This is a genomic window from Aquamicrobium soli (assembly GCF_042646345.1).
GTDB classification, from domain to species: Bacteria; Pseudomonadota; Alphaproteobacteria; order Rhizobiales; family Rhizobiaceae; genus Mesorhizobium; species Mesorhizobium soli_A.
On sequence record NZ_JBHRTK010000009.1, the window covers coordinates 114,353 to 129,317 of the forward strand.

Below are 14,965 nucleotides of genomic sequence, written 5' to 3' on the forward strand. Positions count from 1 at the left end.
AGGCCGATTCCCTACACGCAAGGGTTTTATCAGACAACAATAGCGTAGGTCGGCGCGAAGCCGTCTTTCTCCGGCGATTTCCGAATAACCCTTCAACGTTCTTAAGCTTGGTTAACGCGTTATTTACCATGTCGGGGGAATTGTGCGGATGTCGGTTATCCGTGGTCATCCTGTATCGATTTTTTCACGGTCTTCGAAGCGCCGGACAAGCTGCGGAACTCTGCCCTCGCCGAGTTCGGGCGTTCCCGCCTCGATTGCGACAGGAGTTGAGAGGATCTGGCCCCGTGCCAGCCATTTCGAAAGACGGCGTCCCGATGAACACCAAGCGGTCCTACCTCGACACACTCAACGCCGGCAGGCAGCACAAGTCGCTCAGCGCGCTGGACCAGCTCAACCAGTCGCTCAAGGCGCTGGAAGAGCAGATCGGCCGCAGCCGCCAGGCCTCTGCGGAGCCACGCAACCCCGAGCCGCGGCGTGCCTACCCGCCGATGACCCAGCCGGCAGGCGCCCGCGAAGGCGAGGCCGACGGCCCGACAGCCGCCGGCAGGATCGCCGGCGAACTGCGCGGCCTGCGCGAGGAGTTGCGCAGCCAGATGACCTCCGGCCTGCACCGCGAATTCGAGGCGCTGCGCCAGGATATCGGCCGCGCCGCCCAGTCCTCGCCCGCCGCCAGGGACAGCGCCGAGCTCGGCCGGGAATTCGAGCGGCTGTCGGGCGCCATCCAGGCTCTTGCCGAAAAGAGCGACGACCGCAACATCAATTCCCTTCGCCTGGAGATGGAACAGGTGAGGGCCGCGCTCGACATCCTCGCCCGCGAGCAAAGCGTGCAGTCGGTCGGCCGCCGCTTCGACGATTTCGACCGTCGCTGGAGCGCCTTCGAGACCCGCGTCGACGCCAATGCCGGCAAGCAGGCCGGCGACGATGCCATCGCCATGCTGGCCGAGCGGCTGGAGCAGATCGGCAACGCCGTCAACAACCTGCCCGAATCGCTGTCTCTGCGCTCGCTCGAGGAGAAGGTGCGGACGCTGGCCGGCGCCGTCGATCATTTCGTCAGCCGCGAAAGCGACGGCTCCGGCAACACGCTGGCCATGATCGACGAGCGGCTCGACGAGATTTCGCGCGCCATCGTAGCCTCCAGCGTCGCCGCCCAGAACAGCAGCGTCGACCCCGAGGCGCTGGACCGTATCGAGCGGCGCATCGATTCCCTTGCCGCCCAGATCGAGGAAGTGACCGCCGACCGGCAGGGCCAGGAGATGATGGCCCGCCTCACCATGCTGTCGGCGCATGTCGACGACCTTGCCGCGCAGACCAACCTGCCGCAGCAGGCCATGGAACGGCTAGCCCAGCAGATCGCGCTGATCGCCGACAAGATCGACCACGCGCCGGTGATGCCGGACCCGGACATGCTCTTCCATGGGCTGGAACAGCGGTTCGAGGCGCTGTCCGCCGTCATGGACCGCCGCCAGGGCGACGTTCTCGAGCAGAGCACGCTCCTGTTCCAGGACCTCGAACGGCGGCTGGACGAGGTCGTCGCGAGGCTCGACCAGCGCGGACCGGAAGCGCAGATCGCCAGCGCCGGCATCATGGACGCCATCGACGCCCGCTTCAGCGCCTTCGCCGAACGGCTCGACGCCTCCGCCGCGCTGGTGGCGAGCATCGACCCCGATCTCATCCGCAGCCTCGAGGCGCAGGTAAACAGCCTTTCGGCCCACCTTGCGCAGACCGGCGCCCAGTCGCCGGAATTCGAGGCCATCGCGCCTCGTCTCGACGACATCGAGCAGGCGCTCGCGGCAACGCAGAACGCGATCGTGCACGCCGCCCGCGAAGCGGCGGAGAACGCCGTGCGGTCGCTGGCCGGATCGAATGCCGACAGCGCCGCCGTTTCCGGCCTCGCCGAAGACCTCAAGATGCTGGAGACGCTGACGCGCCGCTCCGACGAGCGCAACTCCCGCACCTTCGAGGCCATCCACGACACGCTGCTCAAGATCGTCGACCGGCTCGGCTCGCTGGAACAGGCCGCCCCCCTCCCCGAGCCGAAGATCACGGTGCACAATGCGCCCTCCATGGAGGTCGACCAGCCGTCGCTGCTGCTCGCCGAAGGCATGGCCACGCTCGACGCCACCACCCCGGTGCGGGAGCCCGAAGCCATGGTTCGCACGCCGGCACAGGCCGCCGCCGAAGCCGCCATGGCCGCGCTCGGCAGCGACCCTATCGCCGAGCCGGCGGAGAAAAGCGGCCGCCGCAAGTCGATGCTGGGCGGCCTTAGCCGCGCGTTCCGGAAGAAGCGGCCGGAAACCCCTTCCGCGGAAGAGCCGGCAGCGGCCGCCGAGACGCCGGCCGTCGACCTCGACGAGCCGCTCGACCCGCGGCTCGCCAACCAGCCGCTCGAACCCGGCTCGGGCGCGCCCGACCTCAGCGCCATCATGAAGCGCGTGCGCGACGAGCGCGGACAGGCGGCAGGCAACCCGGCATCGGGCGACGCCTCGCAGTCCGATTTCATCGCCGCGGCAAGGCGGGCCGCGCAGGCGGCGGCCGCCGAGGCCGACGCGCAGAAGCGGCAGTCCTCGCTCGGCGGCCCGGTGCGGGCGCTGCGCATCGGCGACATGCTCAAGGCCCGGCGCAAGCCGATCCTGATGGCCACCACCGCCATAGCCCTGGCGCTGGCCGGCACGCTGCTCGGCAAGGCGCTCCTGGCCGACTCCACGCAGACCGCCGCCAGCAACGCCAGCCCGATCGTCGCCGAGCAGCACGCGGACGTGGCGGCGGCAACCGATGCCGGCGAACCCGCGGCGGCAACGACCGAACTCCAGGCCAGCCCCGGAGAGGGCGAAGCCCAGGCAGCGCCGGCCCAGAAAACGGCATCGGCAGATGCGCCGGCGCCGGTGCACGACGCACAGCCCGCCGACGAAGCCGCGCCGGACCGCATCGTCACGACCCCCGCCGCCGAGGCGACGCCTGCCGAGGCCGCGACCATCGAGATCCCGGCGGAAGCACCGCATGAGGCCGTTCACACGGCCGCTTTCCAACCCTCCGCGTTCGCCCCGACCGAGACGACCGGCGCGGTTGCGACTCCCGCCGCCGCTGCTGCTGCCGTTGCCACCACCCAGCCTTCGACCGACATTCCCGCCGACGCCGGCCCGCAGGCGCTGCGCGACGCGGCCGCGCAAGGCGATGCCAAGGCGCTGTTCGAGATCGGCTCGCGCTATGCCGAGGCGCGCGGCGTCAAGGAAGACATGGCTGCCGCCGCGAAGTGGTACGAGAAATCGGCCGAACGCGGCTTCGCCCCGGCCGAATACCGTATCGGCAATTTCTACGAGAAGGGCATCGGCGTCGAGCGCGACATTCCAAAGGCCAAGACCTGGTATCAACTGGCAGCAGCCCAGGGCAACGCCAGCGCCATGCACAACCTCGCCGTGCTGTTCGCCATGGCCACCGACGGCGCCCCCGACAATGAAGCGGCGGCGCGCTGGTTCCAGGCGGCGGCCGACCTCGGCGTCAAGGACAGCCAGTTCAACCTCGGCATCCTCGCCGCCAAGGGCGTGGGCATGAAGCAGAACCTCGAGGAGGCCTACAAGTGGTTCTCGCTCGTTGCCGATGCCGGCGACAAGGACGCCGCCGCCAAGCGCGACGAGATCGCGCACGCGCTGCGGCCCGAGCAGCTGGAGCGCGCCCGCGCCGCCGCCAAGCTGTGGAAGGCCAAGCCCATCGACGAGGCCGTCAACGCGGTCGACATCCCCGCCTCCTGGCAGGACGCGGACCCGGCGGTGACGGCCAGCATCGACATGAAGAAGGCCGTGCAGAACATCCAGCGCATCCTCAACAAGAACGGCTACGAGGCCGGCGGTGCCGACGGCGTCATGGGCGAGAAGACCAAGAACGCCATCATGGCCTTCCAGAGCGACAACGAACTGCCGCCGACCGGCGAAGTCGACGAAAAGCTGGTCAAGGCGCTGCTTGCGAAGAAATAGCGGCATCGGCGTCGTTTCCACGACGCCCTGCCACAAATTTGCCTGCTAACCGATTGAGATGCTTTTGTTTCGACGCCGCGATCGCCTTCGCGGCGTCGCGGCAAGAACAGGTTAGCTTTTCGGTGATATAGACTTTCAAGACGATAGGCAGGCCCGGCCGTCATGGCCGGCCAATGAAACAGAACGAGACTGACGGGTGGGCATTTATCTCCCGATCGCGGAAATTTCCGTCAACGTCTTCGTGCTGCTGGCCATGGGGGCCGCGGTGGGTTTCCTGTCGGGCATGTTCGGCGTCGGCGGCGGCTTTCTCATCACCCCGCTGCTGATCTTCTACAACATCCCGCCCGCCATCGCCGTCGCCACCGGCGCCAACCAGGTCATCGCCTCCTCCTTCTCCGGCGCGCTGTCGCACATGAAGCGCGGCACGCTCGACTTCAAGCTCGGCGGCGTGCTTCTGGCGGGAGGCGTGGTCGGATCCACCGGCGGCATATTCGTGTTCGGCTTCCTGCGCCGGCTGGGGCAGCTCGACCTGTTCATCTCGCTTCTCTATGTCATCATGCTCGGCATCGTCGGCGGGCTGATGCTGATCGAGAGCGTCAACGCGCTGCGCAAGAGCCGCGACGGGGCCGCGCCGGTGCTGAAGAAATCCGGCCAGCACAACTGGATCCACCGCCTGCCGCTCAAGATGCGCTTCCGCGCCTCGAAGTTGTTCGTCAGCGTGATCCCGGTGCTGGGCCTCGGCGCGGCCATCGGCTTTCTGTCCTCGATCATGGGCGTCGGCGGCGGCTTCATCATGGTGCCGGCCCTGATCTACCTGCTCAAGGTGCCGACCAACGTCGTCATCGGCACCTCGCTGTTCCAGATCATTTTCACCTCCGCCTACACCACGCTGATCCACTCGGCGACCAACTATACGGTCGACGTCATCCTCGCCTTCATGCTGATGGCCGGCGGGGTCGCGGGCGCGCAATACGGCGCCAAGGTCGGGCAGAAGCTGCGCGGCGAACAATTGCGGGCTCTGCTGGCGCTTCTGGTGCTGGCGGTCGCGATCCGCCTTGCCATCGACCTGTTCGTCACGCCGCCCAACCTCTACTCGCTCTCGACCGCGGGCCTGAACTGATGGATGGGCGCTCCACCCTCAAGGCTTTCCTGGCCGCGGCGGCGCTTTCGCTGGTGCTGGCTCCAGTTGCGCAGGCGCAGGCGCCCTATGCCCGCCCCCTGCACAGCGAGGGCATCCAGATCGGCCTTTCCACCAACAACATCGCCATCACCGCCGGCTTCTCGGGCGCCGACCTCACCATCTTCGGTTCGCTCGAGGACGCCGACCCGCAGGTCGCGCGGCAGGGCCGCTACGACGTCATCGTTGTGCTGGAGGGACCGGGCCAGCCCGTCGTCGTGCGCCGCAAGGACCGCGTGCTCGGCGTCTGGATCAACCTGGAATCGGAAACCTTCGACAACGTGCCGGTCTCCTATTCGATGGCGAGTACGCGCCCGTTGCAGGACATCACCGAGCCGAACAGCTACAAGCAGTTGTCGCTCGGCCCCAACAACATCTACCTGGAGCCGGCCGAACCGGACCAGAACCCGACGACCATCCAGGAATTCACCAAGGCGCTACGCGAGCGTAAGAGCGCCACCGGCCTTTACAGCGAGAATGTCGGCGGCGTGCAGTTCCTGTCTCAGAACCTGTTCCGTGCCACGGTGCGGCTCGCGCCGGACGTGCAGATCGGCACCCACAAGGCGCGCGCCTTCCTGTTCAAGAACGGGCTGTTCATCAAGGAAAATTCGGCGCAGCTCGAAATCCGCAAGTCGGGCTTCGAGCAGGCGGTCTACCGCCTCGCCCACAACCATTCGATCTTCTACGGCTCGTTCGCCGTGTTCCTGGCGATCATCACCGGCTGGCTCGGCCGCATCGTCTTCCGCAAGGACTGAACGGCCGCCTACCCCGGCTGCAGCATCGAGCCCGGCAGCGCGAAGATGCGCCTTGCGCCCAGCATGTAGGCCATCAGGCTCTCGTGCCGGAACAGGCCGGCATAGGCGCGGTCGAGCACGTTGAGCGATCCGGTATAGGCACCGAAGGCCGGCATGATCATGCGGCCGCCGTCGCCGGCAAAGCAGCGCCTTCTCACCGAACGGCCACGCTGCACGATCCGCGCGCAGGGGTGCAGATGGCCGGAGATCTCGCCCTCCGCCCGCTCCGGCGACGGTTCGTGGCGGAACGACAGGGCGCCGATCATGATCTCGCGCACGGTTTCTCCCGGCAGGCCCGCCGGCGCTTCCGGATCGTGGTTGCCGGCGACCCAGAACCAGTCGCGGCCGGCCATCAGCGCTTCGAGCTGCGCCCGGAACGCCGCGTGCATGCGTGCGGCGCCCTCGCCGTCATGGAAACTGTCGCCGAGGCTGACGACGATTTCAGGCCGGTAATCGGCAATCACCGCCTGAAGCCGAAGCAGCGTCGCCGCCGTATCGTAGGGCGGGGCGAGCGTGCCGCGCCGCGCCAGCGAAGACCCCTTTTCCAGATGCAGGTCGGACACGGCCAGCAACCCGTAATCGGGAAAGTAGAGCACGCCGCGCCGGTCGCATACCGCGCGTTCGCCAGCGATGGAAACCAAGTCTCCTTCGCTGTGCTCAGCACGGGCAGAAACAATCTTCATCCTGACCCCATGGCCTCCTCGACCAGGCCGGCCGCATCCATCAACAATGTCTCGTCGGCCTCGCCGTTGACCGGCATCTTGCCGACCTCCAGCATAATCGGGACCGCCAGCGGCGAGATGTGTTCCAGATGCTTATGCACGATTCGGCCCCGGACGCGCGAGAGCAGGCCGGCAAGCCTGCTGACATCGAGCAGGCCGGCGGCGGCGTCCGCCCGCGTCGCCTGCAACAGGATATGGTCGGGCTCATGGCTGCGCAGCACGTCGTAGATGAGATCGGTCGACACCGTGACCTGGCGGCCGCTCTTTTCCTGGCCCGGATGACGCTTCTCGATCAGGCCCGAGATCAGCGCGCAGGCGCGGAAGGTGCGCTTCAGAAGCCAGCTGTCGGCCAGCCACGCCTCGAGGTCGTCGCCCAGCATGTCCTCGTCGAACAGTGCCCCGAGCGACGGCTTTCCCGCCCTGAACATTGCGCCCATGTCGCCCAGCGACCAGACGGCGAGCGCGTAGTCGGTGGCGACGAAGCCGAGCGGGCGCGCGCCGGCTCGCTCCAGCCGGCGCGTCAGGAGCATGCCGAGCGTCTGGTGCGCCAGCCGGCCCTCGAAGGCATAGGCCACCATGTAGTGCCTGTTTCCCCGCGGAAAGGTCTCGACCAGAAGGTCGGCCCGCTTCGGCAGCATCGACTTGTCGGCCTGGATGGCGAGCCAGTCGGCGACTTGCACCGGCAGGTTCTTCCAGCGCGCCGGATCGTCGATGATGCGCCGCACCTGTTCGGCCAGGTAGGTGGAGAGCGGGAATTTTCCGCCGCCGTAATAGGGCACCTTGGCGTCCTTGCCCGGTGCATTCGAGACAAAGCACTCGTTCTCGCGGATGCCCTCGAAGCGCAATATCTTGCCGGCAAACAGAAACGTGTCGCCGTGAACCAGCGTTTCCAAAAACGCTTCCTCGATCTTGCCGAGCACCATGCCGCCGCGCGAAGCGGAAGCCTTTGAGCCGGCCTTCACGTAGCGCACGTTGAGCGCCGGCACCTCGATGATGGTGCCGACGTTCAGTCGGTACTGCTGGGCGACGCGCGGATGGCTGACGCGCCAGCGGCCGTCCTTGTTCTTCCGGATGCGGGCATAGCGCTCGTAGTTTTTCAGCGCATAGCCGCCGGTGGCGACGAAATCGACGACGCGCCCGAACGTCTCGCCGTCGAGATCGGCGTAAGGCGCGGCGGCGCGGATTTCCGCCAGCAGGTCCTCGGCCAGAAAGGGGGCGGCGCAGGCGCAGCCCAGCACGTGCTGCGCCAGCACGTCGAGCCCGCCGGCGGTCAGCGGCGGCGTGTCCTGCGCGCCGAGATAGTTGGCGTCGAGCGCTGCCCGGCATTCCAGCACCTCGAAGCGGTTGGCCGGAACGAGAATCGCCTTGGACGGCTCGTCCATGCGGTGGTTGGCGCGGCCGATGCGCTGCGCCAGCCGGCTCGCCCCCTTCGGCGCACCGACATGGACGACCAGGTCGACATCACCCCAGTCGATGCCGAGATCGAGCGTCGAGGTGGCGACGATCGCCCTCAGCGCGTTGTCGCCCATCGCCTTTTCGACTCGCCGCCGCTGGCCGACGTCGAGCGAGCCGTGGTGCAGCGCGATCGGCAGCGTATCCTCGTTGACCCGCCACAGTTCCCGAAACAGAAGCTCGGCCTGGCTGCGCGTGTTGACGAATAGCAGCGTCGTCTTGTGGCGCCTGATCTGCTCGTAGATCTCGCCGATGGCATAACGCGCCGAATGGCCCGCCCACGGCACCCGTTCCTGCGAATCGAGGATCGAAATATCCGGCTTCGCCCCACCCTCGACGGTGATGAGGGAAGCCATGGGCCTGCTCGCCGACGGGGCCGTTTCTGGTTGGTTGACCCCCACCCCTGACCCCTCCCCACAAGGGGGAGGGGTCAGGGGTGGGGGTTCAGCGCTCAACCGGATCTGCGGCACCAGCCAGCGGCGCAGTTCGTCCGGCTCGGCGACGGTGGCCGACAGGCCAATGGCCTGCAGGCCCGGCGCTAGCCGGCGCAGCCGCGCCAGCCCGAGGGCCAAAAGGTGGCCGCGCTTCGAGGTCACCAGCGAATGCAGTTCGTCCAGCACGACATAGCGCAGATCCTCGAAGAAGCGCCTCGCATCCGGGGAGGCGATCAGCAGCGCCAGTTGTTCCGGCGTCGTCAACAGGATGTCGGGCGGGGCCAATTTCTGCCGCGCCCGCTTGTGCTGCGGCGTATCGCCGGTGCGCGTCTCGATGGTGAGGGAAAGGCCGATCTCCGCTACCGGCTTGCCGAGGTTGCGCTCGATGTCGACGGCGAGCGCCTTCAGCGGCGAGATGTAGAGCGTGTGCACGCCGTGCCTCGCCATGCCGGGCCTTCGCTTCGTGCGCCCCGCCAGTTCGGTCAGCGTCGGCAGGAATCCGGCCAGCGTCTTGCCGGCGCCGGTCGGCGCGATCAGCAGCACGGATTCTCCGACCTGTGCGCGCGAAAGCAGTTCGAGCTGGTGCGCGCGCGGCGCCCACCCCTTCTGCGCGAACCATCTTGCGAACGGTTCGGGCAGCAAGGCGGCGGCATTTTCGTCCGTAAGGCGCGGTTCGGCGGTCACCCGGGCAGAGGTAGCGCGAGGAAGGCAAATCGCCAAGGAAATTCTGGAACAAAACGGGATCGTAGCCGCGTGCCCATTTCCGTATCCCGGCTTGTCGCTTGGCAGGAGAACCTGCCCCCGGCCTTCCCCTGCCGCGACAAAAGCCTATCTTTGCCGCATGCGCGCCAGCGACCTGCTTCATCCCCGCCCCGAAGGGCTTTATTGCCCGCCCGGCGATTTCTTCATCGATCCGGTGCGGCCGGTGGCGCGTGCGCTGGTCACGCACGGCCATTCCGACCATGCGCGCGCCGGCCACGGCACCGTGCTGGCGACGCGCGAGACGCTCGACATCATGGCCCTGCGCTACGGCGACGGATTCGCCGGATCGACGCAGGCGGCCGTGCTGGGCGAGACCATCGCCTGCGGCGAGGCCAGCGTCCGGTTCCACCCGGCCGGGCATGTGCTGGGGTCGGCGCAGATCGCGGTGGAGCACAAGGGCCTGCGCATCGTCGCTTCCGGCGACTACAAGCGCCGACCCGATCCCACCTGCCTTCCGTTCGAGGTGGTGGCTTGCGACGTGTTCATCACCGAGGCGACGTTCGGCCTGCCGGTGTTCCGTCACCCTTCGGACGGCCACGAGATGGCGCGGCTGTTGAAATCAGTGGCGCAATTTCCCGAACGCACCCATCTCGTCGGCGCCTATGCGCTGGGCAAGGCGCAGCGCGTCATCCGGCTGCTGCGCGAGGCCGGCCATGAGCGGCCGATCTACATTCACGGCGCGGTGGCGAAACTCTGCGACTACTACCGGAGCCGCAACATCGATCTCGGGCCGCTCGAACCGGCAACCGCGGAAACCGGAAACCGGGCCGATTTCGCTGGCCAGATCGTCGTCGGGCCGCCCGCCGCCTTCGCCGACCGCTGGGCGCGGCGCTTTCCCGATCCGGTCGCCTGCTTCGCCTCGGGCTGGATGCGCATCCGCCAGCGCGCCCGGCAGCGCGGCGTCGAACTGCCGCTCATCATCTCCGACCATTCGGACTGGGACGAACTGACCGACACGATCCGCGACACCGGGGCCGGGGAAGTCTGGGTCACGCACGGCCGCGAGGAGGCGCTGGTGCGCTGGTGCGAACTGGAAGGCATCGCCGCCCGGCCGCTGCACCTCGTCGGCTATGAGGACGAGGGCGACTGATGGCTTCAGGGATACGCCTTGCGCGCCTTTGCCTGACCGAGCACCTTGCCGGACGCGTCCCTGGCGACGGCCGTCCATTCATAGGTGTGGCGCCCGCCGGGCGGGCACGGGCTGCGGTACTGGAAAGCTCCCGGCTGGATCGTGGACTCGCCGGCATATTTCACCGTTCCGCCGCCATGCGGATAGGAAGGAACGGCAAGGTCGACCATCCGGAACTGGATGGAGGCGGTTCCCGCGGGAACGCCACGAAGCCTGAACCGGGGGTTCGGCACCGTGTTCGGGTTGCCGCTGGTGCATTTCCTGAGATTGCCCCAGTCGAACCCGAACGAGAAATCGGCAGCCGCCGCCGGCGCCAGGCCGAGCAGCGCCGATGCGGCAACCAAGGTCAACACGCGCTTCATCATCGTAAATCCCCTGACCATCCGTTCAGCCGGTCGATCGGCCTACGGCAGTGCTGCGGGCGGCAAATGTCAAGTAACCAATCATGAACCGCTTCGCCGAGCTTCTCGACTGGCTGGTGCTGACGCCGGCGCGCAACGGCAAGCTGCGGCTGCTCACCGACTATTTCCGCACCGTCGAGGACCCGGACCGCGGACTGGCGCTGGCGGCGATCACCGGCGAGCTGAACATCGCGGCGGTGAAGCCGGCGATGCTGCGCGCCCTCGTCGCCGAACGCGTCGACCCCATCCTGTTCGGCTATTCCTACGATTACGTCGGCGACCTTGCCGAAACGGTTTCGCTGGTATGGCCGGCGGGACCGCAAACGCGCGCCGGCCACCAGCCGACGCTGGCCGAGGTGGTGGGAAAATTGCAGGCGGCGAGCCGTTCAGACGGACCGAGGGTGCTGGCCGACCTGCTCGACAGCGCCGACATCGAGGCCCGCTACGCCATCCTCAAGCTCGTCACCGGCGGCCTCAGGATCGGGGTGTCGGCACGCCTCGCCAAGCAGGCCGTGGCCGATCTCGGCCCGGTCGAGGTCACCGAGATCGAGGAATTGTGGCATGGCCTTGCGCCGCCCTATGCCGGGCTTTTCGCCTGGCTGGAAGGCAAGGCCGCGAGGCCCGAGACCAAGGCAAAGGCCCTGTTTCGTCCGGTGATGCTGGCCAATCCCGCCGACACCGACGATCTTGAAAAGCTGGAACCGGCAGACTTCGCGGCGGAATGGAAGTGGGACGGTATCCGTGTGCAGGCGGTTTGCGAGGCAGGCCTGGGCCGGCTTTATTCGCGCACCGGCGACGATGTGTCGGGCGCCTTTCCCGACCTTGCCGAGGTCATGGCCTTTTCCGGCGTGCTCGACGGCGAGTTGCTCGTCGGCACGCCCTCGGCGACCGGCACTTTTTCCGACCTGCAGCAGCGCCTCAACCGCAAGGCGGTGTCGGCGAAGATCATGCAGCGCTATCCCGCCTTCATGCGCTGCTACGACCTTTTGCAGGACGGCGGCGAGGATACGCGCGCGCTGCCCTTCACCGAACGGCGCAGACGCCTGGAGGGCTTCGTGCAAAGCCTCGACCCGGTCCGCTTCGACCTTTCGCCGCTGGTTCCGTTCGAAAGCTGGGAGCAGTTGGAAGCCCTGCGCAACGCGCCGCCGCATCCGATCATCGAAGGCGTGATGCTGAAGCGCCGGGATTCGCCCTACCTCACCGGGCGGCCGAAAGGGCCATGGTTCAAATGGAAACGCGACCCCTACACCGTCGACGCGGTGCTGATGTATGCGCAGCGCGGCCACGGCAAGCGGTCCGGCTTCTATTCCGACTACACGTTCGGGGTCTGGTCCGGGCCGGAAACCGCGGAGGAACTGGTGCCGGTGGGCAAGGCCTATTTCGGCTTCACCGACGAGGAATTGCGGCAAATCGACAAATATGTGCGCGACAACACCGTCGAGCGCTTCGGGCCGGTACGCGCCGTGCGCGCCGACCGCCACAGCGGCCTGGTGCTGGAGGTGGCGTTCGAGGGCCTTGCCCGCTCCACACGGCACAAGTCAGGCGTCGCCATGCGCTTTCCCCGCATCTCGCGGCTGCGCTGGGACAAGCCGGCGGCCGAAGCCGACCGCATCGAGACGCTGCAGGCGCTGCTCGACTGAAAGGCACAGCTATTCAGGCGACGCCGGGCGATTCCGTCCGGCTGCGGGATGCCCTACTGGGCGACCGATACGCGGATCTCGTAGATATCGATGGCCTTGCCCTGCGCCTCGAAATCGGGATTGATCGCGATGGTTCCGCCCGCCTTCGGCTGCGCGTCGGGGAACTGGACGTCGAACAGGTATTCGTTGCGCTCATGGCCGACGGCAAAGCGGCGGCGGCCGCAGTCGCCGAAGTCGCCAAAATTGCAGTCGAGCACCATCTGCGTCGGCTTGCCTTCTTCGGAGCGGGCAAGGACATCGAAGACGGCGTGCTTGCCCGCCAGTTCCTTCAACACACCCTGCCCTACGTCGAAGCTGACCGCCGCGCCCGAAGCGCCCGAGCGGATGCGCAGGAACGAGCCGGTATCGTCCTTCGTGACCTCGGCCGAGGCATCGGAGGGCGCGCTGACCAGCGTCGGGTCGTCCGGCGTGAAGACGACGATCCAGTTGCGGTCCTGGCCGGCATCGCCGGGCCTGACGGGTTCCGCCACGTTGTTGCCGGGGGACTCGGAACTGCCGACCGCCGACGCGCCGGGCCGCTGCGGGAGCTTGAGGACGCCGCTGGTCGCCACCCACCACACGCCGGCGGCGATGGCGGCGAGCACCAGCAGGCCGAACACGAACCGGCGGACCGGAAAGCGGCGCGCCGCCCGACGCTCGTCGCGGTCGGGCATGACCTCGACGCCGCCGCCGGCGAACGAACCGGCCTCGGTCGAGGTCGAACCGGCAAAGGTCGGTTCCAGCACGATGTCGGGAACGACAGGCGCGGCATCGGAACGCGAGGAAGCCGCAACCGCCGGGGCCGGCTCAGCGCCCATCGACGGCTCTTGACGGCCATTACCTGGCGCCGGCGATGGCGCCGATGCAGCAGCCGGCACGGAAACGGCCGGCGCCTCCACCGACGGAGTCGGGGCGTCGCGCTCTACCTGCGGGGCAGCGGAAGGGAGGAATTCCGCTTCGATCTCGGCAATCCTGGCCTGCATCGCCTTGCGCCGCTTGATCGCGGTTTCGACGGTAATGCTCGGATTGGCCTGAAGCGCACGGTCGAGCGCGGCGAAGGCCGACCGGTAGACTTTCTCGCGAAACGCGCGGTCTTCAGCATTGCCTTTGGCAAAGGCGTTCCGGATCGCTTTTTCGATCGGGTCCAAGCAATGCTCCTTCGTGGCCTGTCCACGTCGGGAAGATCGTTAAACGCAGCGAGCCGATCAATCAACTGCCGGCTGTCGTTTGCGGCGGCCGCGCCGGCCATCGACCCTGCTGGCAACGCCGTTGAGCGGCGTCGAGCGGTGCGTGCCGCCACGCACATGATTCGGCGAATACCCGGCTTGAAATTCCCGGCGCTTCCGTCTATCACCCAGCGCAACCTGAAGGCACCGCCTTCCGGCGCCGCCTTAGCTCAGTCGGTAGAGCATCGCATTCGTAATGCGAGGGTCGCGTGTTCGAGTCACGCAGGCGGCACCACCCTTCTTCCAAAGATCGTTCAATAGCCTTCCTTGCGGTTGACCAGGTTGCGCAGCGGCTCGCCGCGCTCGAAGGCGTCCATCTGGTCCAGCATGGGCGGAACCAGATGGTTCGGGTCGGAAGTCGCCGCCGCATGCGGGGTGACGAACACTTTCGGATGCCCCCATAGCGGGCTGGTCTTGGGCAGCGGCTCGACCTCGAACACGTCGAGGCTCGCTTCCTTCAAGGTGCCGTCGTCCAGCGCGCGCAGGATATCGGCGTCCTTCTGCAGGCGGCCGCGGCCGGCATTGATGAGGACAGCGCCGCCCAGCCCGTTGCGCCGCCGCAATTCCTTCAGCAGGCCATAATTGAGGATGCCCTGCGTGGCGGGCGTCAGCGGCAGGAGCACGACCAGGATGTCGGTGGCGTTGAGGAAGGGCACCAGCCCGCTCTCGCCGGCAAAGGTCGAGACACCGTCCACGACCTTTTCGCCGCGCGCCCAGCCATTGACCTTGAAGCCGAGCGAAAGCAGCGCCGCGGCCGCGGCACGGCCGAGATTGCCCATTCCCATGATACCGACGGCGATGTCGCCCGCGGGGCGCTGGGGCGGCTCGTGCCAGATCTTCTTCTTTTGCTGGGCATGGTAGAGCATGCCCTGGCGATGATGATCCATCACCCGCCACACGACATATTCGGTCATGTGCTGGGTCAGGTTGTCGGCCACCACCTTGACGATCGGCACGTCGGGTATGGTCGGGTCGGCAAGGATGTGGTCGACGCCGGCGCCGACCGAGAAGATGGCGCGCAGATTGGGGAGGGTGGACAGAAGGTTCGGCCGCTGCTTCCACACCACCGCATAGGTGATCGACGGGTCGGTGAGGCTGTCCGGCTCCGACACCACCTCGCGCTCGGCCGCAAGCAGTTCGTGCCAGCGCCGCGGGTGAAAGCCGGTGATGGCGAGCAGGACGCGGCCCTTTTCCAGTGTCGGCATGTCTCGTCAATTCTCC

At 67.4% G+C, this 14,965-nt stretch carries 10 protein-coding genes and 1 tRNA gene; 6 read left to right on the plus strand and 5 right to left on the minus strand.

Annotated elements, in window-relative coordinates; translation table 11 throughout:
• Positions 1 to 314 precede the first annotated feature (314 nt).
• From ACFOHJ_RS07355 to ACFOHJ_RS07365, 3 genes are all read left to right on the plus strand, one after another.
• Positions 315 to 3,968: a peptidoglycan-binding protein gene (locus ACFOHJ_RS07355; RefSeq protein WP_378219935.1), complete on the plus strand. Its 3,654-nt coding sequence runs from the start codon at positions 315 to 317 to the stop codon at positions 3,966 to 3,968.
• Positions 3,969 to 4,164: 196 nt separating this feature from the next.
• Positions 4,165 to 5,088, plus strand: a complete 924-nt coding sequence (locus tag ACFOHJ_RS07360) for a sulfite exporter TauE/SafE family protein (RefSeq protein ID WP_378219837.1) — start codon at positions 4,165 to 4,167, stop codon at positions 5,086 to 5,088.
• Positions 5,088 to 5,900, plus strand: a complete 813-nt coding sequence (locus tag ACFOHJ_RS07365) for a TIGR02186 family protein (RefSeq protein WP_378219838.1) — start codon at positions 5,088 to 5,090, stop codon at positions 5,898 to 5,900. The genes ACFOHJ_RS07360 and ACFOHJ_RS07365 overlap by 1 nt, the downstream gene beginning before the upstream one ends.
• A gap of 8 nt (positions 5,901 to 5,908) precedes the next feature.
• Here ACFOHJ_RS07365 and pdeM read toward each other — a convergent pair whose 3' ends face one another.
• Together pdeM and ACFOHJ_RS07375 are read right to left on the minus strand one after the other, a co-directional pair.
• A complete protein-coding gene (gene pdeM / locus ACFOHJ_RS07370; RefSeq protein WP_378219839.1) occupies positions 5,909 to 6,622 on the minus strand; it encodes a ligase-associated DNA damage response endonuclease PdeM in 714 nt (237 codons plus the stop codon).
• A complete protein-coding gene (locus tag ACFOHJ_RS07375) occupies positions 6,619 to 9,231 on the minus strand; it encodes a ligase-associated DNA damage response DEXH box helicase (RefSeq protein ID WP_378219840.1) in 2,613 nt (870 codons plus the stop codon). Before ACFOHJ_RS07375 ends, pdeM begins: the two co-directional genes overlap by 4 nt.
• A gap of 157 nt (positions 9,232 to 9,388) precedes the next feature.
• On the opposite strand from ACFOHJ_RS07375, the gene ACFOHJ_RS07380 reads away from it, so the two are divergent.
• Entirely contained in the window at positions 9,389 to 10,399 is a 1,011-nt protein-coding gene (locus ACFOHJ_RS07380; protein WP_378219841.1) for a ligase-associated DNA damage response exonuclease, read from the plus strand.
• Between the two features lie 5 nt (positions 10,400 to 10,404).
• Here ACFOHJ_RS07380 and ACFOHJ_RS07385 read toward each other — a convergent pair whose 3' ends face one another.
• Positions 10,405 to 10,803 (minus strand): YbhB/YbcL family Raf kinase inhibitor-like protein, encoded by a 399-nt coding sequence (locus tag ACFOHJ_RS07385; RefSeq protein ID WP_378219842.1) that lies wholly within the window; start codon positions 10,801 to 10,803, stop codon positions 10,405 to 10,407.
• A gap of 80 nt (positions 10,804 to 10,883) precedes the next feature.
• On the opposite strand from ACFOHJ_RS07385, the gene ACFOHJ_RS07390 reads away from it, so the two are divergent.
• Entirely contained in the window at positions 10,884 to 12,479 is a 1,596-nt protein-coding gene (locus tag ACFOHJ_RS07390; RefSeq protein ID WP_378219843.1) for a cisplatin damage response ATP-dependent DNA ligase, read from the plus strand.
• A gap of 53 nt (positions 12,480 to 12,532) precedes the next feature.
• Here the strand turns inward: ACFOHJ_RS07390 and ACFOHJ_RS07395 are convergent, their stop codons facing one another.
• The gene (locus ACFOHJ_RS07395; RefSeq protein WP_378219844.1) at positions 12,533 to 13,666 is read right to left on the minus strand and encodes a hypothetical protein; all 1,134 of its coding nucleotides are present in this window, start codon (positions 13,664 to 13,666) and stop codon (positions 12,533 to 12,535) included.
• A gap of 237 nt (positions 13,667 to 13,903) precedes the next feature.
• On the opposite strand from ACFOHJ_RS07395, the gene ACFOHJ_RS07400 reads away from it, so the two are divergent.
• Positions 13,904 to 13,979, plus strand: a tRNA-Thr gene (locus ACFOHJ_RS07400).
• A gap of 19 nt (positions 13,980 to 13,998) precedes the next feature.
• Here ACFOHJ_RS07400 and ACFOHJ_RS07405 read toward each other — a convergent pair.
• Complete coding sequence (locus ACFOHJ_RS07405) at positions 13,999 to 14,940, minus strand: 2-hydroxyacid dehydrogenase (RefSeq protein ID WP_378219936.1); 942 nt, start codon at positions 14,938 to 14,940, stop codon at positions 13,999 to 14,001.
• Between the last annotated feature and the right edge of the window lie 25 nt (positions 14,941 to 14,965).